Source organism: Saccharibacillus sp. JS10, from assembly GCF_024436065.1.
Classification (GTDB): domain Bacteria; phylum Bacillota; class Bacilli; order Paenibacillales; family Paenibacillaceae; genus Saccharibacillus.
In genome coordinates this window covers 173,372-196,380 of record NZ_JANFNS010000001.1, presented here as the reverse complement: position 1 = coordinate 196,380, position 23,009 = coordinate 173,372, and the positions used below count along the sequence as shown (strand labels likewise).

Here is a 23,009-nt window from a genome sequence, read left to right as displayed (position 1 = left end):
GCCTATTCTTTGACACTGCCCAATTGCAGACCGTGTACGAAATACTTTTGTAAAAATGGATACACGATCAAGATCGGAAGCGAAGCTACAATGGTGATCGCAGCGCGAATCGAGACAGGCGTAACCATGCTTTGCGCCGCGGCAGCCGGATCGGCTCCACTCGTTACAGCGGCGCTGCTGTTCAAGTTCATCGAAGACGATAGCAACTTCATTAATTCAAATTGCAAGGTGCTCAGTTGTTGCTTCGATGACGCGTACAAGAACGTATCAAACCAAGAGTTCCATTGCCCGACCGCGACGAACAAAGCGACGGTGGCAAGCACGGGTTGGCACAGCGGCAAAATAATCGAGATAAATGTCCGGAAATCGCCGGCACCATCGATTTTCGCGGATTCAATCAACCCTTCGGGAAGCGTCTGAATATACGTTCGAATCACGATCATATTAAATGCACTAACCAGACCCGGAATGATATACACCAAGAAGTTGTTCAGCAAATGCAAATCTTTGATCAAAAAATAAGTCGGGATCAAGCCTGCGCTGAAGTACATCGTGAGTACGACCAAGATCGTAATCGGTTTACGAAATACATAATCTTTGCGGCTGAGCGTATATGCCAACATCGAAGTCAAGAATAGACTTAGTACCGTTCCCAAAATCGTTCGAGCAACCGAGATCCAGAACGCATTCAGAATATGGCCGTTAGCAAAAACCGCTTTGTAGTTCTGATCCGTCCATACCCGTGGCCATAAATAGATCCCGCCGCGGATCGTATCGTTACCTGCATTTAGCGATACGGCGAATGTATTAAGAAACGGATAAAGCGTAATGACCGCGATCGCGATCATGAGCAGCGTATTGAGCGTATGGAAAACGACCGGCTCTATGCCTACTTTTTTCGTATTCATCGACTTTCCCCTTTCTTAAATGAGTCGGTCATCGCCGATCCGCTTGGCAATCGAATTGGCTGCGAAAATCAACGTGATACTCACGACTGTTTTGAAAATACCGGCTGCGGTTGCGAGCGAATAGTTGCCGATCTGAATTCCGTATTTCAACACGAAAATATCGATCGTTTGCGACCAGTCTACGACTACCCCGTTGCCCAGCAAATACTGAACTTCGAATCCAGCTTCCAACATCCATCCCATATTCATAATCAGCAAGATTACGATAATCGATTTGATACCCGGCAATGTAATGTAGAGCATCTTTTGATAACGATTCGCTCCGTCGATCTCCGCTGCTTCGTACTGCGAAGGATCAATCGAAGTGATTGCCGCCAAATAGATAATCGCGTTCCAACCGAGTTCTTTCCATACATGAGAACCGCCGACGATGCCCCAGAAGTATTCGGGAACGCTCAGCCACATGATCGGTTCGTTAATAAATCCGAGTTTGAGCAGGAGTACGTTGATAATGCCTCCGTCTACGGATAGCGAACTTGCCACGATGCCCGTTACGATAATCCATGACAAAAAGTGAGGCAAATAAGATACGGTCTGAATCGTTCTTTTGAAAAAGCGTCCTTTGATTTCATTCAGCAGCAATGCGAATGCAATCGCTGTAACGAACCCCAAAATCATATTGATTAAACTCATTGCAATCGTATTGCGGAGTACCCGTAAGAAAGCTTCATCCGTAAATAAAAACGCAAAATGTTTGAATCCAACCCATTTTTGTTCAGAAAGCGCTTTTGCCGGGCTGTAATCTTGGAATGCCATCGTCCAACCCCAGATTGGATAGTACGAGAAAACCAAAATATAAATGACAATCGGTAGCGACATAAACATCAACTGCTTTTGACCGCGCATCTTTTTGAGTAATGAAGTTTTAGGCAGATCTGTGGTTGCAGATTTGCGTGAAATGACTTTTGCCATAGTGATGCCTCCCCCTTACCGGCTTAACCGCTTGGATAGGCGCGAATAGCCGGAGAAACGGTATTCGTTTCCCCGACACTCGCTACCGATTTACTTGTCTGTCGACCAGTTTTCGAGCCGCCATTGAATTTGTTCATTGACGCGGTCTTCGTAAGCTTTCACATTGATCTTGCTGAAAGCTTGTACATATTGATCCCATACCGAGTCGAAGTTACCATTGGTCGCCATCACGGCTTGCGGTAAGAACTTCAGCGAAGTATCTGTCATTTGCTTGTTGGCAACAGACGCATCAGACCCTTCGATCAGATCGATCTGCCATACCGGGTAATACACTTCGTTTTCCGGGGCAGGCGAGAAGAAATCGCTCCATGTTTTGAATCCGTACGTATCCAAGATCTTTTTATCTTCTTCTTTTAAGCTGGCATAGAATTCTTCCGGTTGGTCGCCAGGACCGGTTGCGTTACCGTCACTGAACGTACCTTGTGTTTTCGGAGCGGCACCGTAGAATCCATCTGCGCGGTTTGCCAGTTTCCATGTTGGGTCTTCTTGCTCTTTGCGTTGCTCTGGCGTCCGGTAGAAACGACCTTTGTCATCGACTTTGTAGTCGACATCTTCTTCGCCCCAGCTCAACATTTTTTGATATTTTTCATCCATCAGCGCATCCAGGAACTTGATGATTTTCACTGGATCTTTTGCATTTTTGCTGATCCCGAATCCATTATTCAAGTTGATAACCGGACGATCGAGATAATGATCTTTGATCGAAGTATCATAGACGAGCGGGAATCCGACATAAGTACGATCGATTTTGCCTTGAGAAATCAGCGTGTCTTCGGCAGGCTGGAAATTCCAATGCTGGTCGAACATCCCGAGAACGCGTCCCGAGGAAAGTTTGGCTAAGTATTGGTCATAGTTTTGTACGAAAGCTTCTTTGTCGAATAGACCTTCGTTAAACAAGTTATTGAGTTCTTTGTAATAAGTCTTGGAAATGTCTTTATCCGCGAATACTGTCGCTACGCCATCATCTACGACTACGCCCCCATCATTCGGGTGCCCTGTCAAATGCTCAGGTGGGTTCAGCAGCGGGAAAGTCCGCCAGTCGGAAGCAAGTGTACTGAATCCGATTGTAGGTTGACCATCGATTGTAGGATTTTTCGCCGCGTAATCACGAATCAGCTTGGTGAAATCATCCAGCGTTTTCGGTGTTGGGTAGCCGGCATCTTCCAGTACCGCTTTTTGAATCCAGAACGCAGGGCCCGAATACGAGTTACTGTTGAATTCACCGGAATACGCGCCGTAGTTTGGCAACCAATAAATATGCCCATCGCTGGAGTCTTTCATTCGGTTCCAATATTTCTCATAGTGCTTTTTCAAATTTGGCGCGTGTTCTTCGATCAAATCTTCAAGCGGAATAACCGCTCCTGCCGCCACTAATTTCGTATCCGCTGTAATCAAATCCGGGTATTCGCCGCCTGCGATCATAACGCCGAGCTTTTGTTGCAGATCGCCGACCAAAAATTCCATATTTAACTTAACGCCCAGATCATCTTGAATCTTTTTATAAATCCGATTGTCTTCCGTCGGCGCTTGATTCGGTGTACTAATAAAAGCGGAAATCGTCGTAATCTCTGAACCGTCTTCTGCTGTGGTGGTATCTCCGCCGCCGCCACATGCGCTTAACGTCAACGCCGCAGCCAATACCAACGATACGCTGCCCCATAATTTTTTCACTTTATAACCCCCCATCAATTGACCTCCTCTGGAAATATAATCTTCTTTGCTTCTTTATTATGATTGAATGTATACGCTTACAAAATGGCTGGATTTAAGCTTCTTCCCCCCCTAATTTTAGGAAAGTCAGATTTTGCACAAAAAAAGACGTCTAGCTGTAAGCTAGCGTCCGATAATGAGCCGGCTTCTTACCTGTTCTTTTTTCAAATTGCTTTAAAAAGTGTCGGTAATCTTTGTAACCTACCTGTTCAGCGATTGTGCAGACGTTCATATCGCAATCTTGCAGCAGCCGGCAAGCTTCTTCTATTCGTAGCGTATGCACAAATTCTGCGATTCCGACTCCATATTTTCGAGTGAACGATTGACCCAAATAAGTCGGATGCACATAAAATCGTTCGGCAAGTTCCTGAATGGTAAACGTCTCGGTGTAATGGCAGCGAAGAAAATTCGCGACTTGCCCTTGTACACCGCCTCCGCTGCACTCGCGCAGCAATAGTACTTCTTGACGACACGATAAACAAAAGGTTTTTAGTGCCTTTAAAGTCTGCTCCCATGCGGATAACGGCGCTGAATGACCACAAAACGGCGAACGGGAAATGAGCGGTTCGGGGTCGCCGCCTAACTCTTTTAAGATATAAGCACAGCTCAGTACAATATGCTGCGCAAAAGCTTGAATCCGGTATGGATATAATGATTTGCGACGGAACTCTTTGAATATAGAAGTCAGAAGCTTGTCCACTTCATCTTCGCTACCTTTTTCTACAATCTCCGCGATCTGTTGCGCCAATCGTGAACTTGGTATTTCCGAAGACGGCTCTATACCTTCTGCATCGGCGTAATATCCGATTTTCGATCCGTTAAAAAAAGCGGCGACAGAGGCGATCTCGGCTGTATTTACCGAAAGCCATAATTGCTGCGGTTGGTTCACTTGGCATCCGATTGAGAGTGTTATGGAATCTGCGACTGATGTAGAAAGTTGTTTTTCTAATTGCTTCACAACGATTCGCATTTGATCATCGGCTAACTTCTCCTGTTGTGCGCTAATTCCGATCACAAAGCCGCAACGATCTTTTTCAATCCATCTAACGAAATCAACTTCAAATACTGAAGCTTGAAACCGTTCGCGAAGCGTCGGAAAAATTCGGGTATCGCCAGATAACTTAGCCCAGTACCAATAATTCGCTTGTTGAGATAAGAGCTGCAATCCCGCTTGATCTTGTGAAAGATCCATTTGCGGATCATCCAGCATTTTTTGTAGCAACAACTGCTCTTGCCAAGCTTGTTTTTGAACCTCTGCTGCTTTCTTTAACTTTTGTTTGTGTAATTCTCGAGAAAGCCTCGCTAGAAGTTGCTGGGTATCTTCTTCGATTAGAGGCTTTGTTAAGTACCCCGATACACCTAAATGCACGGCTCGCCTTGCATAATCGAAATCGTCATATCCGCTCGCGATCACAAATAACGTAGACGTATTGCCTATTTTTCGTGCAGCTTCGATAAATTGCAATCCGTCTAAGCCCGGCATCCGAATATCGGTCACTACAAGATCAGGCGCATTTCGGCGAATATGTTCAAGCGCATCTTCCCCATTGTCGTAAGTGCCTTGAATATGAAAATCATACTTCTCCCAATCAATCAGCCATTTCAACCCTTCGATTGCTAACGGTTCATCGTCGATCAATAGCACTTTGTACATATTTATGCCTCCTTGTCCCATAGATACGTATTTGGATCTTCTGCATGCAGCCAGAACGAAGGAATCGTAAATCCGACTACCGTTCCTTGCCCGACTTGACTTTGCAGACTTAAGTGAACATCCCGTCGATAAAACAATTCCAAGCGCCGATGCACATTGCGTAGTCCGATCGTATTACCGTCAGGCGAATAATCGGAAGCCATCCTCTTTTCGATCTCACAAATTCGGCTTTCACTGATACCGATTCCGTTGTCGGACACCGCCAATTGCAAGCCGTCTCCTGTCATCCGTGCGATGACTTCGATTTTCCGATCGCCTTTGATCGCTTGTAATCCGTGCTTGCACGCGTTTTCGACTAGCGGCTGAAGACTCATACTCGGAATTCGAAGTGACAATGTGCTGGGTTCAACACGGAAAACATAATCAAATCGATCGCCGAAGCGGAATTTTTCAATATCCAGATACATTTTGATAAATTTCAATTCTTCTTCAAGCGGAACCAAATCGTCGGGTCGATTCAATAGCTGACGCATCAGCATAGATAAATTTTTGACAATTTCCGTTACTTCCCGATATCCGTTTTTGGCACAGACAATCATTACGGCATTGAGTGTATTGAATAAAAAGTGTGGATTCACTTGACTTTGCAGCATCGCAAGTTCGGTACGCACCCGGTCAAGCTCGAGATTTTTTTGTCGGATTTCAAGTTTGTAGACATCGTCAATCAATAGACGGATCCGCTGCGACATCGAATTAAACGCACGAATCAGCCCGCCGATTTCGTCTTTCCCTTCCGCAATCACGATCGAATCGAAACGTTGGTCGCCGACTTTTTCCATATGCCGGTACAGATGCTTGATCCGGCTATGATACGAACGGAAGATGAAAAAGATCAGCAACGATGGCAAGATTGTACTGAGTATGCCAAGCCACAAAATCGAACGCATCGATTCCAGACGAAGCCCATCGAGATAGCGCGTATCTGCAATCCCAACGACTTTCCAACCTTCGATATAACGAAGATTGCCAAGCGACTGTTCAAGTGCAAAACCGGATTTTTTTTGCTCAGGAGTCAACGCTGGATTTGCGTACAAACTTCCTTCGCCGTCTCTGCCACCGATCCCGTCCGCAACGACTTGATTTTGATGATTGACCAATCGGAATTTCACGCTGCGCTCGCGATTCAAAATCGCCGACACTCGCCCAAGATCCAGATCGACTTTGGAGTATTTGGGATACGTTGCATACGAAGGATAGACATCCATTTTGCCGACTACACTCAGACGCCGTCTGGGTTGCTGCGTTTCGGTATCCATATAAGCTGTGACGGCAATCGATGAAGACGGATCTTTCAGTGCATCTAACCACGCCGGCTTCGGATATCGATCGCTGAGCACCCCGTAATTGGAACCGCTTTGAATACTTTGATTATCGGTATACACCCGCACCTCTCCAATATTGGCAGACATATAGCGAGTCAGCTTATCGCGTAGCGACTCATCGTATACGACATAATAATCGGAAGGCGAAGCATACGTTTCATCTAAAGCTTTATACAGAAAATCGTCGGCAGCAATCGATCGACTTAAAGCAATACTTTCATCGATCATGCCGATTAACTCGCCACTGGCACGTTCAAGCGAACGTCGTAGATTTTCTTGTTCGCGCGTTTGAATATCGGCGACTGTACGAAAATAAAAAAACAGATTGATGGTCATAATCGGTAACAACACACAAAGCAAATAAATAAGCAAAAATTTACGTTTGAGCGGCAAATCGTTAAGCTTCGACAAAATCAAACGCCGTGGTTTCATAACGAAGCCACCTGCTTTCGCGTGCGGTACGCAGAAGGAAGTTCTCCGGTCGCGGCTTTGAATTTGGCACTGAAATATTCAGTATCATGATACCCGAGCCGCTCTGCGACTTCAGCAATCTTCATATCGGTACGGCGTAACATTCGCTGTGCTTCTTCGGCGCGGAGACGATGAATATAATCATTGAAGCAGCAACCTAGCTCACGCTTGAAGGCTTGCCCTAAATGTACCGAATTAATATGCAGTTTGTCCGCTAATTCACGTAATTGCAATTTGTCGCGGTAATGAGCTTTGGCATATGCAACGATAGCTTGAACCGGGTTTGTCGAAGCTTGAGATTGACCAGCTAGCGAATCTGCAACTTGCTGCGCTTGGCTTCGGCAACGAAGAATGAGTGCTTGACGGGTATTATTTTCTAAGTGTTCTAACTTGGACAAGTGCTCAGGCGAATAGGATAACAGCTGTAAAAGTTCATCTTCGATATGCCGGATAAGCGAATCGCTCCACCCCTCTGGCACCTCTTGTTCTTCGAATAAATAAAATAAATCGTTAACCGCAGCTTCGGCAGCTTCGGCTTCTCCTGCTTTCACTTGCTTCAAAAGAAATTCTGCTGCAGTTAGCGTCGTTGTATAGATACTTTGTTCCCTAGTGCTTAGTGCATGAGACGCAGCGATCTGTTGAGCCGTTGGTATCGGAGATTTCTTGTTGACGGTCTGAAAGCTTTGAACGCTGTGATTAAGTTGTTGCTGTAACTCCAAATATAAAGAAGTTAAAGCCGTATGATTTTCTACAGTTCCACTTGTGTACGTACTTATCCCTGCAAAGCTGTTGTTTACTTGCGTTACATACGTCAGTAACGATTCAGACGAACATCCGGCAAGTAACCCGATATGAGGTTGAACGTCTTCAAAAAACCAAGCAGAGATTCCATCTGCCCGCATTCGGCTTACGATTTCTCCCAAAACAAAACGGACAGGATTGAAGTCGGAATATTCGCCTATCAACGAAGATTCCGTAAGCAATACAGATAATAAAGGGTGATCTATATCCCCTAGCACCTTTTCGACTTGCGAACTTGTGTGTAACTGTCCGTGTAGAAGTTGTAAAATACCGCTCTGAATATCAGCGTTCTGAACCGAATTGGATAGTTCCACGGTAGACAATGATTCCAGCGGGGCTTTCAACTCTTGCAACAAATCATGGATTTCATCCGGCATAATTGGCTTTAAAACATACCGGTCAACACCATATTGCATCGCTTGACGTGCATAATCGAATTCCGCGTAGCCGCTGACAATCACACTTTTCATATGCAGATGATTTCGCTTATCCAACTCACCGATTAATTCCAGCCCACTCAGCCCAGGCATCCGAATATCCGTCAAAAGCAGATCAGGCTTGATTTGTTCGATCAATTCAAGCGCTTCGTCCCCATCCGAAGCGGCTCCGCACAATTGATAGCCGAATGCTTCCCAATCGATCATCGTTTTCCAGCCTTCCAACATTAGCGGTTCATCGTCCGCTACGATGACTTTATACACGGTGTCTCCCCCTGACTGAGTATTTTTTCCAGTATGTCATTACCTCATAAAGCCGACAATGTAATGATCTACGCTTTTTTGGACAATTCTACAGTCAATTGTAAGCGTATTCTTTAATACTCAAGTCTTTTGGTTCGGTAAGAGTTCGGGCTCATCCCGATCATAGATTTGAAGCAACGACTAAAATACGCTTGATCCGAATACCCGACTTGCCGCGCGACTTCATGAATTTTGATCTGCGTATTGGCAAGAAGTTCACAGGCTCGATCCATTCGAATCCGAGTCAAATGCCATGTGAACGAATGCCCGGTCTCGCTTGTAAACAAACCGCTCAAGTAATTAGGCGTTAGCTGTAAGCGGCTAGCGAGTTGGCTCAACGTTAAAGAATCGGCATATTCCGATTCAATCGCAAGCAATGCCAAGCGAATCGTTCGATTCGTAAATTCAAAGTCAGGCATAGAGCCGAGTTCTTCATTGAGTCCGAGTCCGCGAAGACTTTGACGATATAATCCTTGTAATTCATTAGGCGACACCGCTACTCCGCCAATACCAAGCGTTATATTTTGATTCAGCTTGCGTTTGAGCCGGCTCCGACAATCCGAAGCGTATTCTTCTAGGGGCGGCACGCTATAGCCTTCGATAAACAGTACGGCAGTCAACCGCTGCTTACCGACTACCACCGCAGGCGTTGCCCATTCCGACAAAGCATCTTCCAACAACGTTTTCGCTAAAAAACGATCCGGCTTTGTCCAGAAACTTCGATCCGGCACACCAATCGTAAATAACCCTACCCAATGAAAAGGAGGTAGCAATGTTCGTTCATTCCAAGCGCCCATAGATTCTGCATGCCCCAAAAAATCTTGAATCTTTTTTTCCAATGCGTATCGTTCTCTTAGCCCTTGTGCAGACTCGGTTTGTTGTCGCTTTGTTGCGGTGATCTGCTGTTCTTGCGTGGCAAGCGACACGCAATATTCGCTCAACTCCAAGATCAAACGCAGAATAGAAATCCGAATTTCGATCCCTTCTACGGCGTCTTCGGTCTGCTCTCTGCACAATGCAGCCAATCGCTCAAGTTCTGGCTTGAGCTTTATCGTAAGTTCCGCTGATGCGTCGAATAACTGACTTCCTAAAGCCGCAATTCGTCTGTACATCACTTCGTCTTCGATATCGAAATGCAAGCAAAAATACGACATCGAAGGGCAGCGTCCTATCCGGCTTTCGTGTAAACAATCCGGTGCCAGCATCAGCAATTCGCCAGACTGCTGGACATACCGCCGATTGTCGATGGTCATCAATTGTTGACCTTCCAATACGTAATTCAGTTCGAACAAGGCATGGTTGTGAGCCGGATACGACCAACCGGTCGATACTTCACGCCAATGCGTACCGCAAATTTGCATCGAAACACGTACATCCGGCATCGCATATTGATCGATATTAAATTCTCTGCCGCCAGCCGCTTCCGAGATCCACGACATATTCCCGCCTCTTTTCCGATCAACAAAACCCGCCTTTTGTATAAAAGACGGGCTGTTATGATCTTGGATTGAGATTAGCCCAAATCAGGCTTATCCGTCAGTTCAACGAATGGCAATACGTTCAAATCCCCGTCTACGCTGCCAAAGCGATGCAATTCGAACACAACAATTTCATTTTCTCCTTGACGCAATAGCGGTGCAGGAATATACGCTGTTTTGGTCGGTCCCGCTTGCCAATAACGGCTAAGCAAAAATCCGTTGATCCAAATCACGCCTTTGCCCCAACCCTCTGTCCGAATAAAAGTATCGGCAGCGTCTTGAACATCGAACACGCCGCGATAAAAACCAGGCTGTGACTCTTCACTCTCGCCCCAAGCTTCTTGCGAATAACTTTCTCCAGTTCGAGGTTTACTGTGCAACTTCGAAGTTTTGCTTTGGTCTGAATGGCCTTTAAGCGAAGCAAAGTTCAATCCTTCCAGACTTTCTAAAGGAAGCGGCGTAATTTCCCAGCCATGCAAAAATTGATTGCCGACTCGGATACCTTCCGTAATGCCTTTGCGATCGCGCATCAGTGGCCCGTAATTGATCCGTCCCATGTTTTCGACCAGAATATCAAGGCGTACCTTGCTTCCCGTCGGTACGTTCAAGATCAGTTCCGGGTGGTCTTCCCAACGGTTTACAAGCCCGATCTGCTTGCCGTCCGCAAAGATAAGCGCGCGGTCGCGAACTTCTTGCAAGATCAGCTTGCCTCCGTTATGCTCATCGCCGATCGTTGTCGTATACAAAATAAATCCGTAAGCTTGGCCGACTTTTTCCATAGGCTCCGGATAGATGCTGGCAATCGGCTTACCGGATAACTGCTCCGCTTGCTCAAACAATCCCGCATATTGCGTCAATTCGACGCGTCCGTATGCTTTTTGCGGCAAAGGAGCCGGAAGTTCCGGCGGCGTCAGGCCCAGACGTTCGGTTAACAATTGACGAACAGCGAAAAATGTCTGAGTCGGTTGCCCGTCTTCGCTCAAAATGGCATCGTAATCATAACTGTTCACGGTCGGCTCATAATGGTTGACGTGATTGGCTCCGTTCATAAAACCAAAGTTCGTGCCGCCGTGGAACATGTAGAAGTTGAACGATGCTTGAAGCTCCAACATCTGTTCGAGTTCGGTCACGATCTCTGCGGTTGGGCGCGTATGGTGAGGCCCTAACCATCGATCGAACCAACCGTCCCAAAATTCCATAACCATCAGAGGACCTTCCGGTTGATGATTGCGCAAAATCTCGAAAGCTTCGCGCGTTCTGGAACCGAAGTTCACTGTCGCCAGGATGCCTTCAACCGAACCCCCACGCAGCATCGCAACTTCCGGACCGTCGGAAGTGAACAACAAGACGTCGATCCCTCTACGGATCATACCGTCTTTCAGATAGTTGAGGTATGTCGCGTCGGCTCCGTAACTGCCGTATTCATTTTCGATCTGCATGGCGATGATTGGACCGCCGTTCGTGCAAAGAAGAGGAACCAATCTAGGCAACAACTCGTCGAAATAAGCATCTACTTTTTCCAAAAAAGCAGGATCGGCGCAGCGTAAACGAATATCTCCGTTTTCGAGCAGCCATGCCGGTAATCCGCCGAATTCCCATTCCGCGCAAATATAAGGGCTAGGTCGAACGATCACATGCAAGCCGAGTTTACCTGCAAGCCGAACGAAAGCTTCCAAGTCGGCGATATCATCGAACACGAAAGTTCCTTCTTTCGGTTCATGCACGTTCCAAGCCACATACGTTTCTACCGTATTAAAACCAACCGCCATCAGTTTACGGAGTCGATCTTCCCAATATTCCGGAACCACCCGGAAATAGTGAATCGCACCGGATAATAAAGTGATCGGTTCGTCATTGTAAATAAATTGATTCCCATGTGTTCCAAAAGTCGACATCAAACAGCCTCCCAATCCAAAAATAATAACTATAGAACGCTTTCAATATAGATTTCGAGATTTTGACTTCATATTCCTGCTTTTTTGGTGAATTCATAATCGGAACGCAGCATCCCGTATATTTTGGTGTCGATATATTGACCGTCATATTTAAAATCTTCGCGCCTTACCCCTTCTAAAACGAAACCGCTTTTGATATAGACCCGCTCGGCTCTAGGATTAAAGCTATACACTTCCAGCCAGATCCGGTTCAACCCCAACTTCTCAAATCCGTATTTCAAAAATAAAGCAATCGCTTCTGTCCCCAGCCCTTTGCCTTGTCCGTCCGAACCGATCAAAATTCGAAAACTGGCGTTATTGGCATATTCTTCGTATTCATTGAAAACCGCTTCTCCAACTATCTGCCCGCTTGCCATATCGACAATCGCGAGATCCAATCGATCTTCTTGGGCGTTGCGACTGGAATACCATGCCAACACTTTTTGCTTTTCTTCGTCGGTACGAACTTTAAGTGCTTCTTGATCGTTATGTACAGAACCTGTTAGACGTTGAACATCGACCTCTGCCAAGATTTTAAGCATCCGGTTTCCGTCGCTCTCTTCAAAAGGACGCAGTTGAACTTTTTCCCCAGCTAATATTGGCTTTTCTTTAAAATTTGCAGTTGGCATTTTGAATTTATACTCCTTTTCGATTTATAATGATAACCGGTTTAATTCTATTGCTACTTGACTTGCTTAGTATAGAATACAGGAAGAATGGTTGTGGAAGGAGTTATTTTTGTCATGTCTGAAGCAATTTCAACGACCAAGCGCTCTTCTCTTACCCGTGTAGACGAATGGGGATTGCTGCGCGGCTTATCTTTTTTTGCAATTGTAATGCAGCATAGTCTCGGAGAATTTATTTATCGTAGTGATATTTTGTATCCCGACGCGGTCGCGATTGCCATGCTTTATCATTTTATCCGCTACGGCACGCTGACTTTCGTGTTTCTCGCTGGTGCGATTTTGTTTTATCAATATGGCAAAAGCGATCGGCGTTATGCGCCGGTACTGGTGAAGCGAATCGGTGACATTTATGTTCCGTTTGCACTATGGACGATCATTTATTGGATTTTTACGAAAAAATCATCTTATCAGCCGTTATTCGTACAAGGTGACCTGCCTGTGTTTCTTCAACAATTTATCGCTCCGACTTACGGGTACCATCTATGGTTTGTCGTTATGATTTTTCAGTTTTATGTATGTTTCCCGCTATTTCGATCTGCTGCCTCAGCGATCGGTCGGTGGAAAAAAGCAGCCCGTTCCGATCAAGGCAAACAGGGACGGATAGCACTGCTGCTGACTTTACTCACATTAGCTTACGGCTTGTTGATGTTTGCTTCTTACTATGAAATGCCGCAATGGCAAACATCCGGGCTTTGGAAAACGCTGCTGGATTATCGAACGTACGAATTTCCTTATTATGCGTTTTATTTTATACTCGGCGGGATCTGCGGCACTTATTTGGAACAATGGCGAATCTTCGTGTTAAAAGTTCTTCCCTACAGTACGCTGTTATTTGTCGCGATGTATATCTGGATGAACCTCGATATGATTCGCAGTTCAGGTGAGCAAATCAATCTGAATTACTCGACGTATTTGAAACCGAGTAGCTTTATCGCGGTGACTGCTCAGATCTTGATGTTATACGGATGGGCACTTCTGTTGCAAAAACAAAATAGCAGATTCAAGAAAGTGCTGGCGGTATGTGCAAAATACTCGTTCGGAGCTTATCTCAGTCATGCCATGTTTATTAGCTTGATCGCATTCTACACCAAAGGTTTGATTTTCCCGGGTTGGCATCTACTGGTGTCCGTCTTGACGGCACTTATCGTCGCTCCGGTAGCGATATTATTATGCGTCACGTTATCTCGCTTACCCGGTGGGCATTGGTTAACCGGCGGAGCTGGACGAAACTGGCGATTGAGCAAAAATAAATCTTCGATCTAAAAAAGAAAAACCTTTCCGAAACCCGCAAGCTAGCGGTTTTTAGAAAGGTTTTTTCATATGCTCATTTCTTTTATTTAAATCTTATAGAGCCAACGCATCGCCCGGCAATACTCTTGTCTCACGCAACTTCCGGCGCAACTCTTCTCCGATCTCGACCATCGGCAACCTCAGCGTCCCGTGTGAAATCGCACCGAGTTCCGCGAGTAGCCATTTAACGGGCGCTGGGTTCGGTTCTTCGAACATCAGTTTCATCAGGGGCATCAGTTCGTCAAACATCACTTGAGCTTGCTCCATATGCCCCATACGGAAGTGACGATAAATTTGTACAAACTTTTGGGTATGCACATGTGCGGATACGAGCATACCGCCCGCTGCACCGGCTTCCAAAAATTCAAGCAATTTTGTATCGTCTCCACTTAGAAATGGCTTATGATGACCTGAAGCTTGCAGACCTTTGAGCAATTCTGTACTGCCTGAGCAGTCTTTGACGCCGACGATTCCATCGATTTCCAAGATCGTGCGCATCGTATCAAGTTCTAAAGAAACTCCTGTTCGCGTTGGAATCTCATAGACGACAACGGGAATACCGACTTCAGCGATTTTACGAAAATGGGCAATCAGCCCTTGTTGCGAAGGTTTATTGTAATACGGAACAACAGCCAGCACAGCATCTGCGCCGAGTTGACCCGCAAGTTCGGTTTTTTTGACAGAAGCGCGAGTATCGTTCGTTCCTGTTCCAAGCACAAGCGGAACTTTCGACGCTCCGATTGCAGATTTAGCGGCAGCGGACAATAGACTTAATTCCTCGCAACTTACAGTTGGCGATTCGCCAGTCGTGCCATTAACGACCAGACCGTCGATTCCTTGAGAAATGAGTGATGAAGAAAGCTTATGGAATGACTCCAGATCCAGCTCTCCTCCCGGCAGAAACGGGGTAACGACTGGCAAATAAATGCCATGCAGCTGTTGTTCGGTTAACATTGGGTTTCCTCCCAGCAGACTTTTGTTAGGTTTACTTTATCATGGAAAATTGCATCGGCGTTAGCTATAATAAATGATACATCGTATCAAAATTATTGATGAATTCATTTATGAAGGAGCTATACCGTGGAATTGACCTATCTCCGAACGTTTCGGGAAGTCGCTCGGCGACAAAGTTTTACAAAAGCTGCGGAAGAATTAGGCTATGCGCAGTCCAGTGTCACGATGCAAATGCAGAAGTTAGAACGCGAATACGGCGTCGCTTTATTCGAACGTTACGGTCGGCAACTTCGACTGACCCCGCCCGGAGAAGCACTGCTCAAACTTGCGGTGCAGATGCTCGAGCTCTATGACGAATCCAAAGAAGCAATAGGCAAGCAACTTGACGGAGCCGTCACGATCGGCACCATTGACTCTCTTGCCGCTTATTATCTTCCACCTTATCTGCAACAGCTTCGCCTAAAGCATCCGGGAATCGGAATTCAGATGTTACCGGATAGCGAAAGCAATCTCGTCAACAAGCTTAAAGAAGGCGAATACGATCTGGCTCTACTTCTTGACCGCAAACCTGCCGATCTTTCGCTACGCAGCATTATCATTCGCGAAGAACCGCTTGTCCTTGTTGCGCCTCCGGGACATACTTTAACATTGGAAGAACAGATTCAACTGGGTGATCTGAACGGATGCGAATTGATTGTATCCGAAGGCAGCTGCTTGTATCGAAGTACGTTCGAGAAAGTGCTGCGTGAGCATCAGGTCAGTTATAAAATCGGGTTTGAACTCGGCAGTCTGGAAGCGATCAAGCACTGTGTAATGAACGGTCTGGGTATTGCGCTATTGCCACAAATTGCGGTCGAAGAAGAATTGGAACGCGGTACGCTCGCAAGTATTCCTTTCGTCCATCCCGACTTGAAATTCCATCTACAATTACTGCTGCACCCGAAAAAATGGATGTCTCAAGTGCTGCTGACGTTGATCGGCCTTATGACCGGCGAAGACAGCGAACAAGTGAATCAGCGATTGAGCGAAAGCGTCCAATAAGTAAATTTTTTTCAAGCTGCTAGACCGACTCTATACGTCGCCAAATCATATCCCCGCGTACAAATCGTTCGGTAATCTCATTAGGCTTAAAAGTTAGTTCGTCGGCAGATATTCGATACATGACAATGACTGCTTCCATAGAGGTATTGTGCTTATCTATGTATGTAGTTTACGTTTTGCTTCTAAATGTCTACTTTATAAAAAACGAAAAAAACAATAAAAAAGCCGCCCTGATGAAAAGGACGACTTTACGATGAGAACCGTTTCGTTTTCTATTCATCTAGCTTTTATTCGACGCAACACGATTCTTTATTCAACGTCTGCCCATCCGCAAAAACAATACTCCCTTGCACCGCTTTGCAACGCTTTTTGATCCGTGCCGATTCTTCGACGATTTCATCAATATTTTCGTAATGGCGACTGCGATTGGTAACGACCGCAATCGACAAAGAAACCAGAGGAATCAGCCCGCGACTGCCATATCGATTTTCGCCGGTTACCGCTCCGCGCATCAAATCTTCATGACGATAAAAGTCGCGTTTTAACTGTTCGAATTTCTCGATCGCGACTCCGCAAGCTTCTTCATAATGATGATGGTGCAAGATCGCGACATAATCATCTCCGCCGATATGCCCGAAAAAGCTATCCGATTGATTGAAGATCTCGCTCAATAAATTCGCTGTCGCTTGTAGCAGAAGATCACCTTGTTTGAAGCCGTAACCATCATTGAATGATTTGAATTGATCCAGATCGATGTAGAGCACGCTGAACTTTTCCAAGCCCAAAATCTGATTCAAACGATCTTCGATAATCCGATTGCCGGGAAGCCCCGTTAACGGATTCATGAAAGTCGCAATCTGCGTGCGAACATCCGCAACGCTAAGCAACAAATGTCGCACACTTACCGCTCCGCGCAGCTCGCCTCCACCGCTCACCAGAACCAGGTCGTACAGTTCTTCTGCGGGTCGATTCATCGCTTGAATACTGACATCCGTAATCAATTCGAATTCATCGACAAGCAGCGGTCGAGCATTAGACATCATCCCGACTGGACGATTCATAAACAGCGTATAGCCATATCTCGTCCCGATCTGTTGGTAAAAGTGAACCCGCATCATCAACGCATTCGTTCCGTCTTCACAAGCGATTGCTAAGCCTTCGAGCTTAGGATTTCGTTTGAACAGATCGTCCACCGCTTCACATTTGGTACGTGCATCGACGACCGGAATCGATTCTGCTATCTCTCCGATTTTTGTAAGCAATCGCTGTTTCCCCTTTCCGCATGTTTAAGCCAAACGTCCATGAGGCTTGATCTCAGGTACTTTATGTGATGGAATGATCGATTCACTCTGAGCAACCGGATAGTCTTCAATAGGGAACTGTGCCGGCTTCAATTGAGGATCGGGATAACCCAGTGCATATCCTTGCCCATACTGAATCCCTTCAGCCCGTAAAAATTCCGCTTCGAATCGGTTTTCAATTCCTTCGGCAATAATCGATGTACCGGAACCTTGCGCAAACTCTTGCAACAATTTGACCATACGACGCCGATCTTCATGTTGATGTAGATCACGAATCAAAGATTTATCGAGCTTGATAAATTCCGGCTTCAAATTCACAATCGTTTTGAGGCTGCTATATCCCGACCCCGCATCATCTACCGCAATTCGGAACCCTTGATCGCGATAATGCGAAAGTACGCGCGAAAATTCAGCATAATCGGTCACTGCTTGTTTTTCCGTCAATTCAAAAACAACCTGCTCCGGTAAAAGCCCGTATTTAGCCAACATCCGAACCGTTTCTCCGCTGCGATATGCCGAATCCGTCATGATCAAAGGATGAACGTTGATAAATACAATATCGCTTGAAGTCTCGTTCGTAGGTTGCGACTGCTTTTGACTACGCGCTGCTTCAAAACGTTCAAACGAAGTCTCCCGGCAATATTGTTCAAAAGCAAATACCCGATTGGTCTGCCCCAGATAATCATAAAACATTTCGGTATTCGGAAAACTGATTGAACTCGGAGGACGATTGAGCACTTCATAACCGAGACAACTACCGCTTTGTAAATTTAAAATAGGCTGGAAAAAGGTCGAGAGCTTGCGTTCTTGAATAATTCGATGTAGTTCTCTGGACTTGCGATACGTTCGCGTCGAAGATTGAATACTTTCTACAAGGTCTTTCCAAGCGGTACTAAGCCCCGTCGTTGTGGGCGGAAATTTCATAATAGATTCACCTGATCGATTAAGAATCGAGACTGTCATTGGATTGGAGCATCTCTATGCGACTATCGTACCATTTCAAGTCTCAGCAAGCGTCAAGACTATGTAAAATCCATGTAAACGAAAAAACGATTGCGGCACTTTAAGATTCCAAGTGCCGCAATCGAAGAAGAAATTAAATTTGCAGATTATCTGTCAACGACAATGTCATTTGCATCGGATTTCCGTTGCGGTAAATCTGTAATTGCAGTTCATCGCCGACTTTCTTTTCTGTAAATAAATATTGTCTGAGCTGCTGCGTACTTTCGATGGTCTGACCGTCAGCAGATGTAATCACATCCACCGCTTGAAGACCCGCGCGCGAAGCTGCTGAATCTCGAAGTACGCGCTGCACGATCACGCCCGATTCTACGCTTTCTGGCAAACCTAGATCAGCACGATAAACAGAACGAATCGCACTGAGATCGATAAGAGTTGCTCCGATCGTCGCTCGATGGACTTCTCCATTTTGCTCCAATTGCTCAATGATTGGCATTGCGTAACTAATCGGGATAGCGAGCCCAATTCCTTCTACGGTCTCCGTGCTGATTTTCATCGAATTGATTCCAATTAACTTACCCGACGTGTCCAGCAGTGCTCCCCCGCTATTTCCCGGATTAATAGCAGCGTCTGTCTGAATCGCTTCCGATTGAAAATCCGGTCTGCCATCTCCATCCACATCGACAGGTACTATTCGTTCCACTCCTGACACGACTCCAGTCGTTACAGAACCTGCAAATTCTAGCCCTAACGGATTTCCGATTGCGATCACGGGTTGACCGGCTTTTAACGCGGAAGAATCACCGAAATCGACTACCGTCTCTGCTGCTGAAGCATCCATGGTAATCACGGCGAGATCTGTCCAGACGTCGGTACCGACCATTTTGCCTTCTACGTTGGTTCCGTCATCTAATGTGATTTCCAATTGATTGGCACCGGCGACTACATGATTATTTGTGACAATGTATGCAAGATCGCCTTCTTTTTTGTAAATGACACCTGAACCCGTTCCTGCCGGAACTTCTTGCGTGCTTTGCGGAATACCGAACACGCCATTTTCCCGCTGCATTTGAATATTCGTAATTCCGACTACAGACCCTCCGACTTGTTCGACCACAGAGGATACATCCATGACTTCAGATTGAGGCAAAGCCGCGGTTTGAGCAGGCTGGCTTGCCGTTTCTTGAACAGCCGGAGTCTCCCTAACAGCAGATTCTGTAACAGTTTGCTCGGATGCAGTCGGCAAAAAGAATAAGACCAATAAAGCTCCAAGGATCAAACCGACTAGACTGGATAAGAAATATCCCAAACGACTCCCTTTTGATTTTTCCATCTTCTCCATCCTTTCTATTTAAATAATCAGAAGATTTTGTGGAATAGAGGCTCTTTCTTTTGACATACCCTTGATACTCAGTCACCAAACGGGCTTTATGGAATGTAATTTATTTTCCGCTTATAATAAGGTGGGTTGATTAATTATGCCGGATGTTTATCAGGCGAAGGAGGCACGTTATGAACACTTCTTCAAAAGCACCGATCACGATCGTCGAATATGAACCTCGTTATGCGGCTTCGCTTGCCGAAATGTGGAATGTAAGCAGCGATAGCTGGGGCGGAGACGCTTACGTACATACCGAACAAGATATCTTGGAAAAAAGTAAACATAGCACTGATCTACAGACTTTTTTGGCACTCGATGGCGACTTGGTCGTTGGATTTTGCAGCTTTTCTTATTACAAAGAAGACGAAGGCGCCATGTATATTCCGCTGCTCAATGTAAGACCGGATTATCACGGGCAAAAAGTCGGCAAAATGCTTGTTCTTAACGCTGTTCGCCGGACGATCGAGCTTGGTTATCCAAGGCTTGACCTGTATACATGGCCGGGCAATATCAAGGCTGTTCCTGCTTACAAAAAAAGCGGCTTTTTCTGGGAAAAACGTGAAGATACTACGCATTTAATGAACTTTATTCCGAGCGTTCTCGCGACTGAGGCGGTATCCGACTTTTTCGATGTTGCGGATTGGTATACGGACGGCAAACGCGACTTGTCCGTATACCCGGATGGCGGCGGCGAAAACGGGTTCGACTTTTTCACTTACGACTGGGAAAAAGAAGGCCGCTCGTTAACGATGCAGTTTGAACGCACTGGACGTGGCTTACGTAAAATCGAAAACGATGATTATAGGATCGAAACCATCATTGAAAGGCATACCCTTCCTTTCGGTCGCAGCTACCCTGTTACTTATCGGATTACGAATAAAAGCGGAGCGCCGCTAGACGTTACGATTGAAGGTCAACCCGGTAAAGGCATTCAGTTCGATCTGAACCAACAAATTTCCCTTTCGACAGCAGGCAGCTCGCAAGACGTCACCGGAAGTTTTGAGCTGCTTGAACAAGCAGAAGAACCGAGCGTATGGCGTACGCATCCGGGCGTAGAAGCCAAGCTGTCGATCAATGGCAAATCCGCTGTATTCAAAACAGGGATTGCACCCGTGTTCCCGATCGACGTTCATACGCTGATTGTTGATCCGGTCTTTTATCCGGGTCAAGTTAATGAAGTTCAATTGAGCTTTGAAAGCCGTTTTGCGGAAGGTACCGAGATTCAAGTGACGTTACCTGCGTCGGGAGCGGTGTCTTTTGAACCGAATACGTTGTCGCTTCATCTGCCTGCCGGAAGCCGAACTTCAGCTACCGTCCACACGCATGTGACCAAACCGGGTATTGCCGCTTCGAGTCTGCCGATCCGCGTCACTTCGGGGACGGAAACGTTCACCGTACATGGAGAACTCGATGCTTATTTTGTATCGCCTTCCGGTATCTTTTACGGGGAAACGTCTAGCGCATGGCTTGCGGCAAACGGATCTACGGTTCTTTCCTTAAACAAATTTGATAACCGCCTATCGCTTCGAAGCGCAATTGAACCTTCTACGCCATTCGAATTTAATTTACCGAAGTTAGGGCCGCCTTTTAGCGATCAGTTTGTCGAACGTCGCCCTGTGGATGTCCGTTTTGTTCAGCAGGAAGAGAAAGTTACGCTGGAAGCCGATTATATGTGGCAAGAACTGAGTGGAATCTTATTGACCGTTGTAGCTGAATTGTCTCCGAATGGAGCTTTGCAGTTGTCTCACCGTGTTTTGCGTACCGAAGAAGCTGCTCCAGCCACAGATTTGAAATTGAAATTGGATCTGCCGATTTCTTTGACTCAAGCTGTATTGCCTTACGATGATACCTTTTTGGATTTGAGTACCGGCGCAGGTGCAATACCACTGGATTATTGGAAACCCGAGCGCTTAAGCGAAAATTGGATCTTTTTCCGTCGTTTAAGTTCGGCTTGTGGAGTGGTCTGGCATAAGGGCTTGAAGCCTGTTCGAAGTCACCGTAGTTATACTTTTGAACAATCAATCGGACCGCTTGCAATCGGCGAATCTGATTCGACGGCTCCTCTACGATTATTTGTCGATACGTTCCGCGACTGGCAGCAGCTTCGAGCTCACGCGTTAGAGCAAAGTGCGTTATTACCTTCGCAGATCACGGAACATTTGTCTGCTTCGTTGAATAACGGAAATCCGTTTTTACCCGAAGCCTTTGATCTCCATATCCGCGAGCATAAAGATATTTATTTAAGCGGCGAGATCACATTGTCTGCTCAGCGCGGTTCGATACAAACGAAAAAATTCGCGCCTGAATCAACGTCCGAGTTCCATCAAATTACGGATACCCTGAAAGTGACCAACCCCGTCGAAAGCGATATGGTGACTTGGAACTTTGATATGGACGCGCTGAGCTTTGAACGCAAACAACTGGTATTTCCGTCTTCCACGCTTGATAGCGAAAAAGTTTCTACGCGTCGAATAATCGACAAAGAGCTGGATGTGTTTGAAGTCAGTAATGGGATCTTAACGTTGCGCGTTGCACCTTCTTTCGGCTCTGCGTTGTACTCGATGCAATATCAAGGCAAGGAATGGCTAGATTCTTCGTTCCCGCAAGCGGGGCCTAAATCGTTCTGGAATCCGTGGTTAGGCGGGATTGGAAGTGTACCGGAAGGATTAACATTACGTGCGCTAACGGAAGAACAGATTTTTGCGGAGTTTGATCGTCTTTCTGATACCGCAGGTAATGAGTGGTCAGGAATCCGACTTACGATTACGATTGAACAAAACAAAAAATTCAAAGGTCTAACTTACCATCAATACTTTTTGCTGCGTCCAGGCACACCGGTGATGGCATCTGTCACGCGGATTGAACAACAATCCGGCAACCCGATTCCACATGCAGCGATGCTCACGCAAGCCCATATTTACAGTTCGGAAGATCCGCGCGACGGTAAATGGCAAGTTCACGATTCACAAGGCGATAAAATGATTTACAAAACAGGACGTTACGAGAACAGTACGACTTTTGAACATGTACTGCGTGCCTTTTCTAACGAACGGACAGAAAAATTGCTTATCGTTCCCGGGATCGAGACGCCTTTGCAGCAACAATTGATGGTTCTTAATGAAGTTTCTTTTGTCAATTACAAAGATCAGTTTGATGGACGTGACGGGAAAACCAGCTTCACTCGCCCTTATTTCTATGTCTTTACGGATTTGGAACCGGAAGATCAACATTTGACCGATCTTCGCCGAATCGAATTTCTATAATCTTTTTCCCAAAGGAGGATTTC

General features: G+C 46.0%; 16 protein-coding genes. 3 read left to right on the top strand and 13 right to left on the bottom strand.

Annotated features, from left to right (window positions below; genetic code table 11):
- Positions 1-2: 2 nt before the first annotated feature.
- The 9 genes from NOM90_RS00850 to NOM90_RS00810 form a co-directional block, all read right to left on the bottom strand.
- The gene (locus NOM90_RS00850; protein WP_255939288.1) at positions 3-908 is read right to left on the bottom strand and encodes a carbohydrate ABC transporter permease; all 906 of its coding nucleotides are present in this window, start codon (positions 906-908) and stop codon (positions 3-5) included.
- Positions 909-923: 15 nt separating this feature from the next.
- Complete coding sequence (locus NOM90_RS00845; RefSeq protein ID WP_370866545.1) at positions 924-1,880, bottom strand: ABC transporter permease; 957 nt, start codon at positions 1,878-1,880, stop codon at positions 924-926.
- A gap of 90 nt (positions 1,881-1,970) precedes the next feature.
- Positions 1,971-3,626, bottom strand: coding sequence for an ABC transporter substrate-binding protein (locus tag NOM90_RS00840; RefSeq protein WP_255939286.1), 1,656 nt, complete (start codon positions 3,624-3,626; stop codon positions 1,971-1,973).
- Between the two features lie 136 nt (positions 3,627-3,762).
- Positions 3,763-5,304 (bottom strand): response regulator transcription factor, encoded by a 1,542-nt coding sequence (locus tag NOM90_RS00835; protein WP_255939285.1) that lies wholly within the window; start codon positions 5,302-5,304, stop codon positions 3,763-3,765.
- 2 nt (positions 5,305-5,306) lie between these two features.
- Positions 5,307-7,118 (bottom strand): sensor histidine kinase, encoded by a 1,812-nt coding sequence (locus NOM90_RS00830; RefSeq protein WP_255939284.1) that lies wholly within the window; start codon positions 7,116-7,118, stop codon positions 5,307-5,309.
- Positions 7,115-8,659 carry a response regulator gene (locus NOM90_RS19290; RefSeq protein WP_255939282.1) on the bottom strand — a complete coding sequence of 515 codons (1,545 nt, stop codon included), beginning with the start codon at positions 8,657-8,659 and terminating at the stop codon, positions 7,115-7,117. Before NOM90_RS19290 ends, NOM90_RS00830 begins: the two co-directional genes overlap by 4 nt.
- A gap of 113 nt (positions 8,660-8,772) precedes the next feature.
- On the bottom strand, positions 8,773-10,137 hold the full coding sequence (locus tag NOM90_RS00820; protein WP_255939281.1) for an AraC family transcriptional regulator: 1,365 nt from the start codon (positions 10,135-10,137) through the stop codon (positions 8,773-8,775).
- Between the two features lie 74 nt (positions 10,138-10,211).
- Positions 10,212-12,071 (bottom strand): glycoside hydrolase family 35 protein, encoded by a 1,860-nt coding sequence (locus tag NOM90_RS00815; RefSeq protein ID WP_255939280.1) that lies wholly within the window; start codon positions 12,069-12,071, stop codon positions 10,212-10,214.
- 68 nt (positions 12,072-12,139) lie between these two features.
- The gene (locus tag NOM90_RS00810; protein ID WP_255939278.1) at positions 12,140-12,739 is read right to left on the bottom strand and encodes a GNAT family N-acetyltransferase; all 600 of its coding nucleotides are present in this window, start codon (positions 12,737-12,739) and stop codon (positions 12,140-12,142) included.
- A gap of 114 nt (positions 12,740-12,853) precedes the next feature.
- On the opposite strand from NOM90_RS00810, the gene NOM90_RS00805 reads away from it, so the two are divergent.
- The gene (locus NOM90_RS00805) at positions 12,854-14,059 is read left to right on the top strand and encodes an acyltransferase (protein ID WP_255939276.1); all 1,206 of its coding nucleotides are present in this window, start codon (positions 12,854-12,856) and stop codon (positions 14,057-14,059) included.
- Positions 14,060-14,140: 81 nt separating this feature from the next.
- Here the strand turns inward: NOM90_RS00805 and dapA are convergent, their stop codons facing one another.
- Entirely contained in the window at positions 14,141-15,040 is a 900-nt protein-coding gene (dapA, locus tag NOM90_RS00800) for a 4-hydroxy-tetrahydrodipicolinate synthase (RefSeq protein WP_255939275.1), read from the bottom strand.
- Positions 15,041-15,166: 126 nt separating this feature from the next.
- On the opposite strand from dapA, the gene NOM90_RS00795 reads away from it, so the two are divergent.
- Complete coding sequence (locus NOM90_RS00795) at positions 15,167-16,081, top strand: LysR family transcriptional regulator (protein WP_255939274.1); 915 nt, start codon at positions 15,167-15,169, stop codon at positions 16,079-16,081.
- A gap of 287 nt (positions 16,082-16,368) precedes the next feature.
- On the opposite strand, the gene NOM90_RS00790 is transcribed toward NOM90_RS00795, so the two are convergent.
- From NOM90_RS00790 to NOM90_RS00780, 3 genes are all read right to left on the bottom strand, one after another.
- Complete coding sequence (locus tag NOM90_RS00790; protein ID WP_255939273.1) at positions 16,369-17,343, bottom strand: GGDEF domain-containing protein; 975 nt, start codon at positions 17,341-17,343, stop codon at positions 16,369-16,371.
- A 24-nt stretch (positions 17,344-17,367) separates the two neighbouring features.
- Positions 17,368-18,306 (bottom strand): EAL domain-containing protein, encoded by a 939-nt coding sequence (locus NOM90_RS00785; RefSeq protein WP_255939272.1) that lies wholly within the window; start codon positions 18,304-18,306, stop codon positions 17,368-17,370.
- A 172-nt stretch (positions 18,307-18,478) separates the two neighbouring features.
- Entirely contained in the window at positions 18,479-19,675 is a 1,197-nt protein-coding gene (locus tag NOM90_RS00780; protein ID WP_255939271.1) for a S1C family serine protease, read from the bottom strand.
- 179 nt (positions 19,676-19,854) lie between these two features.
- On the opposite strand from NOM90_RS00780, the gene NOM90_RS00775 reads away from it, so the two are divergent.
- Positions 19,855-22,986, top strand: a complete 3,132-nt coding sequence (locus NOM90_RS00775) for a GNAT family N-acetyltransferase (protein WP_255939270.1) — start codon at positions 19,855-19,857, stop codon at positions 22,984-22,986.
- Positions 22,987-23,009: the final 23 nt, after the last annotated feature.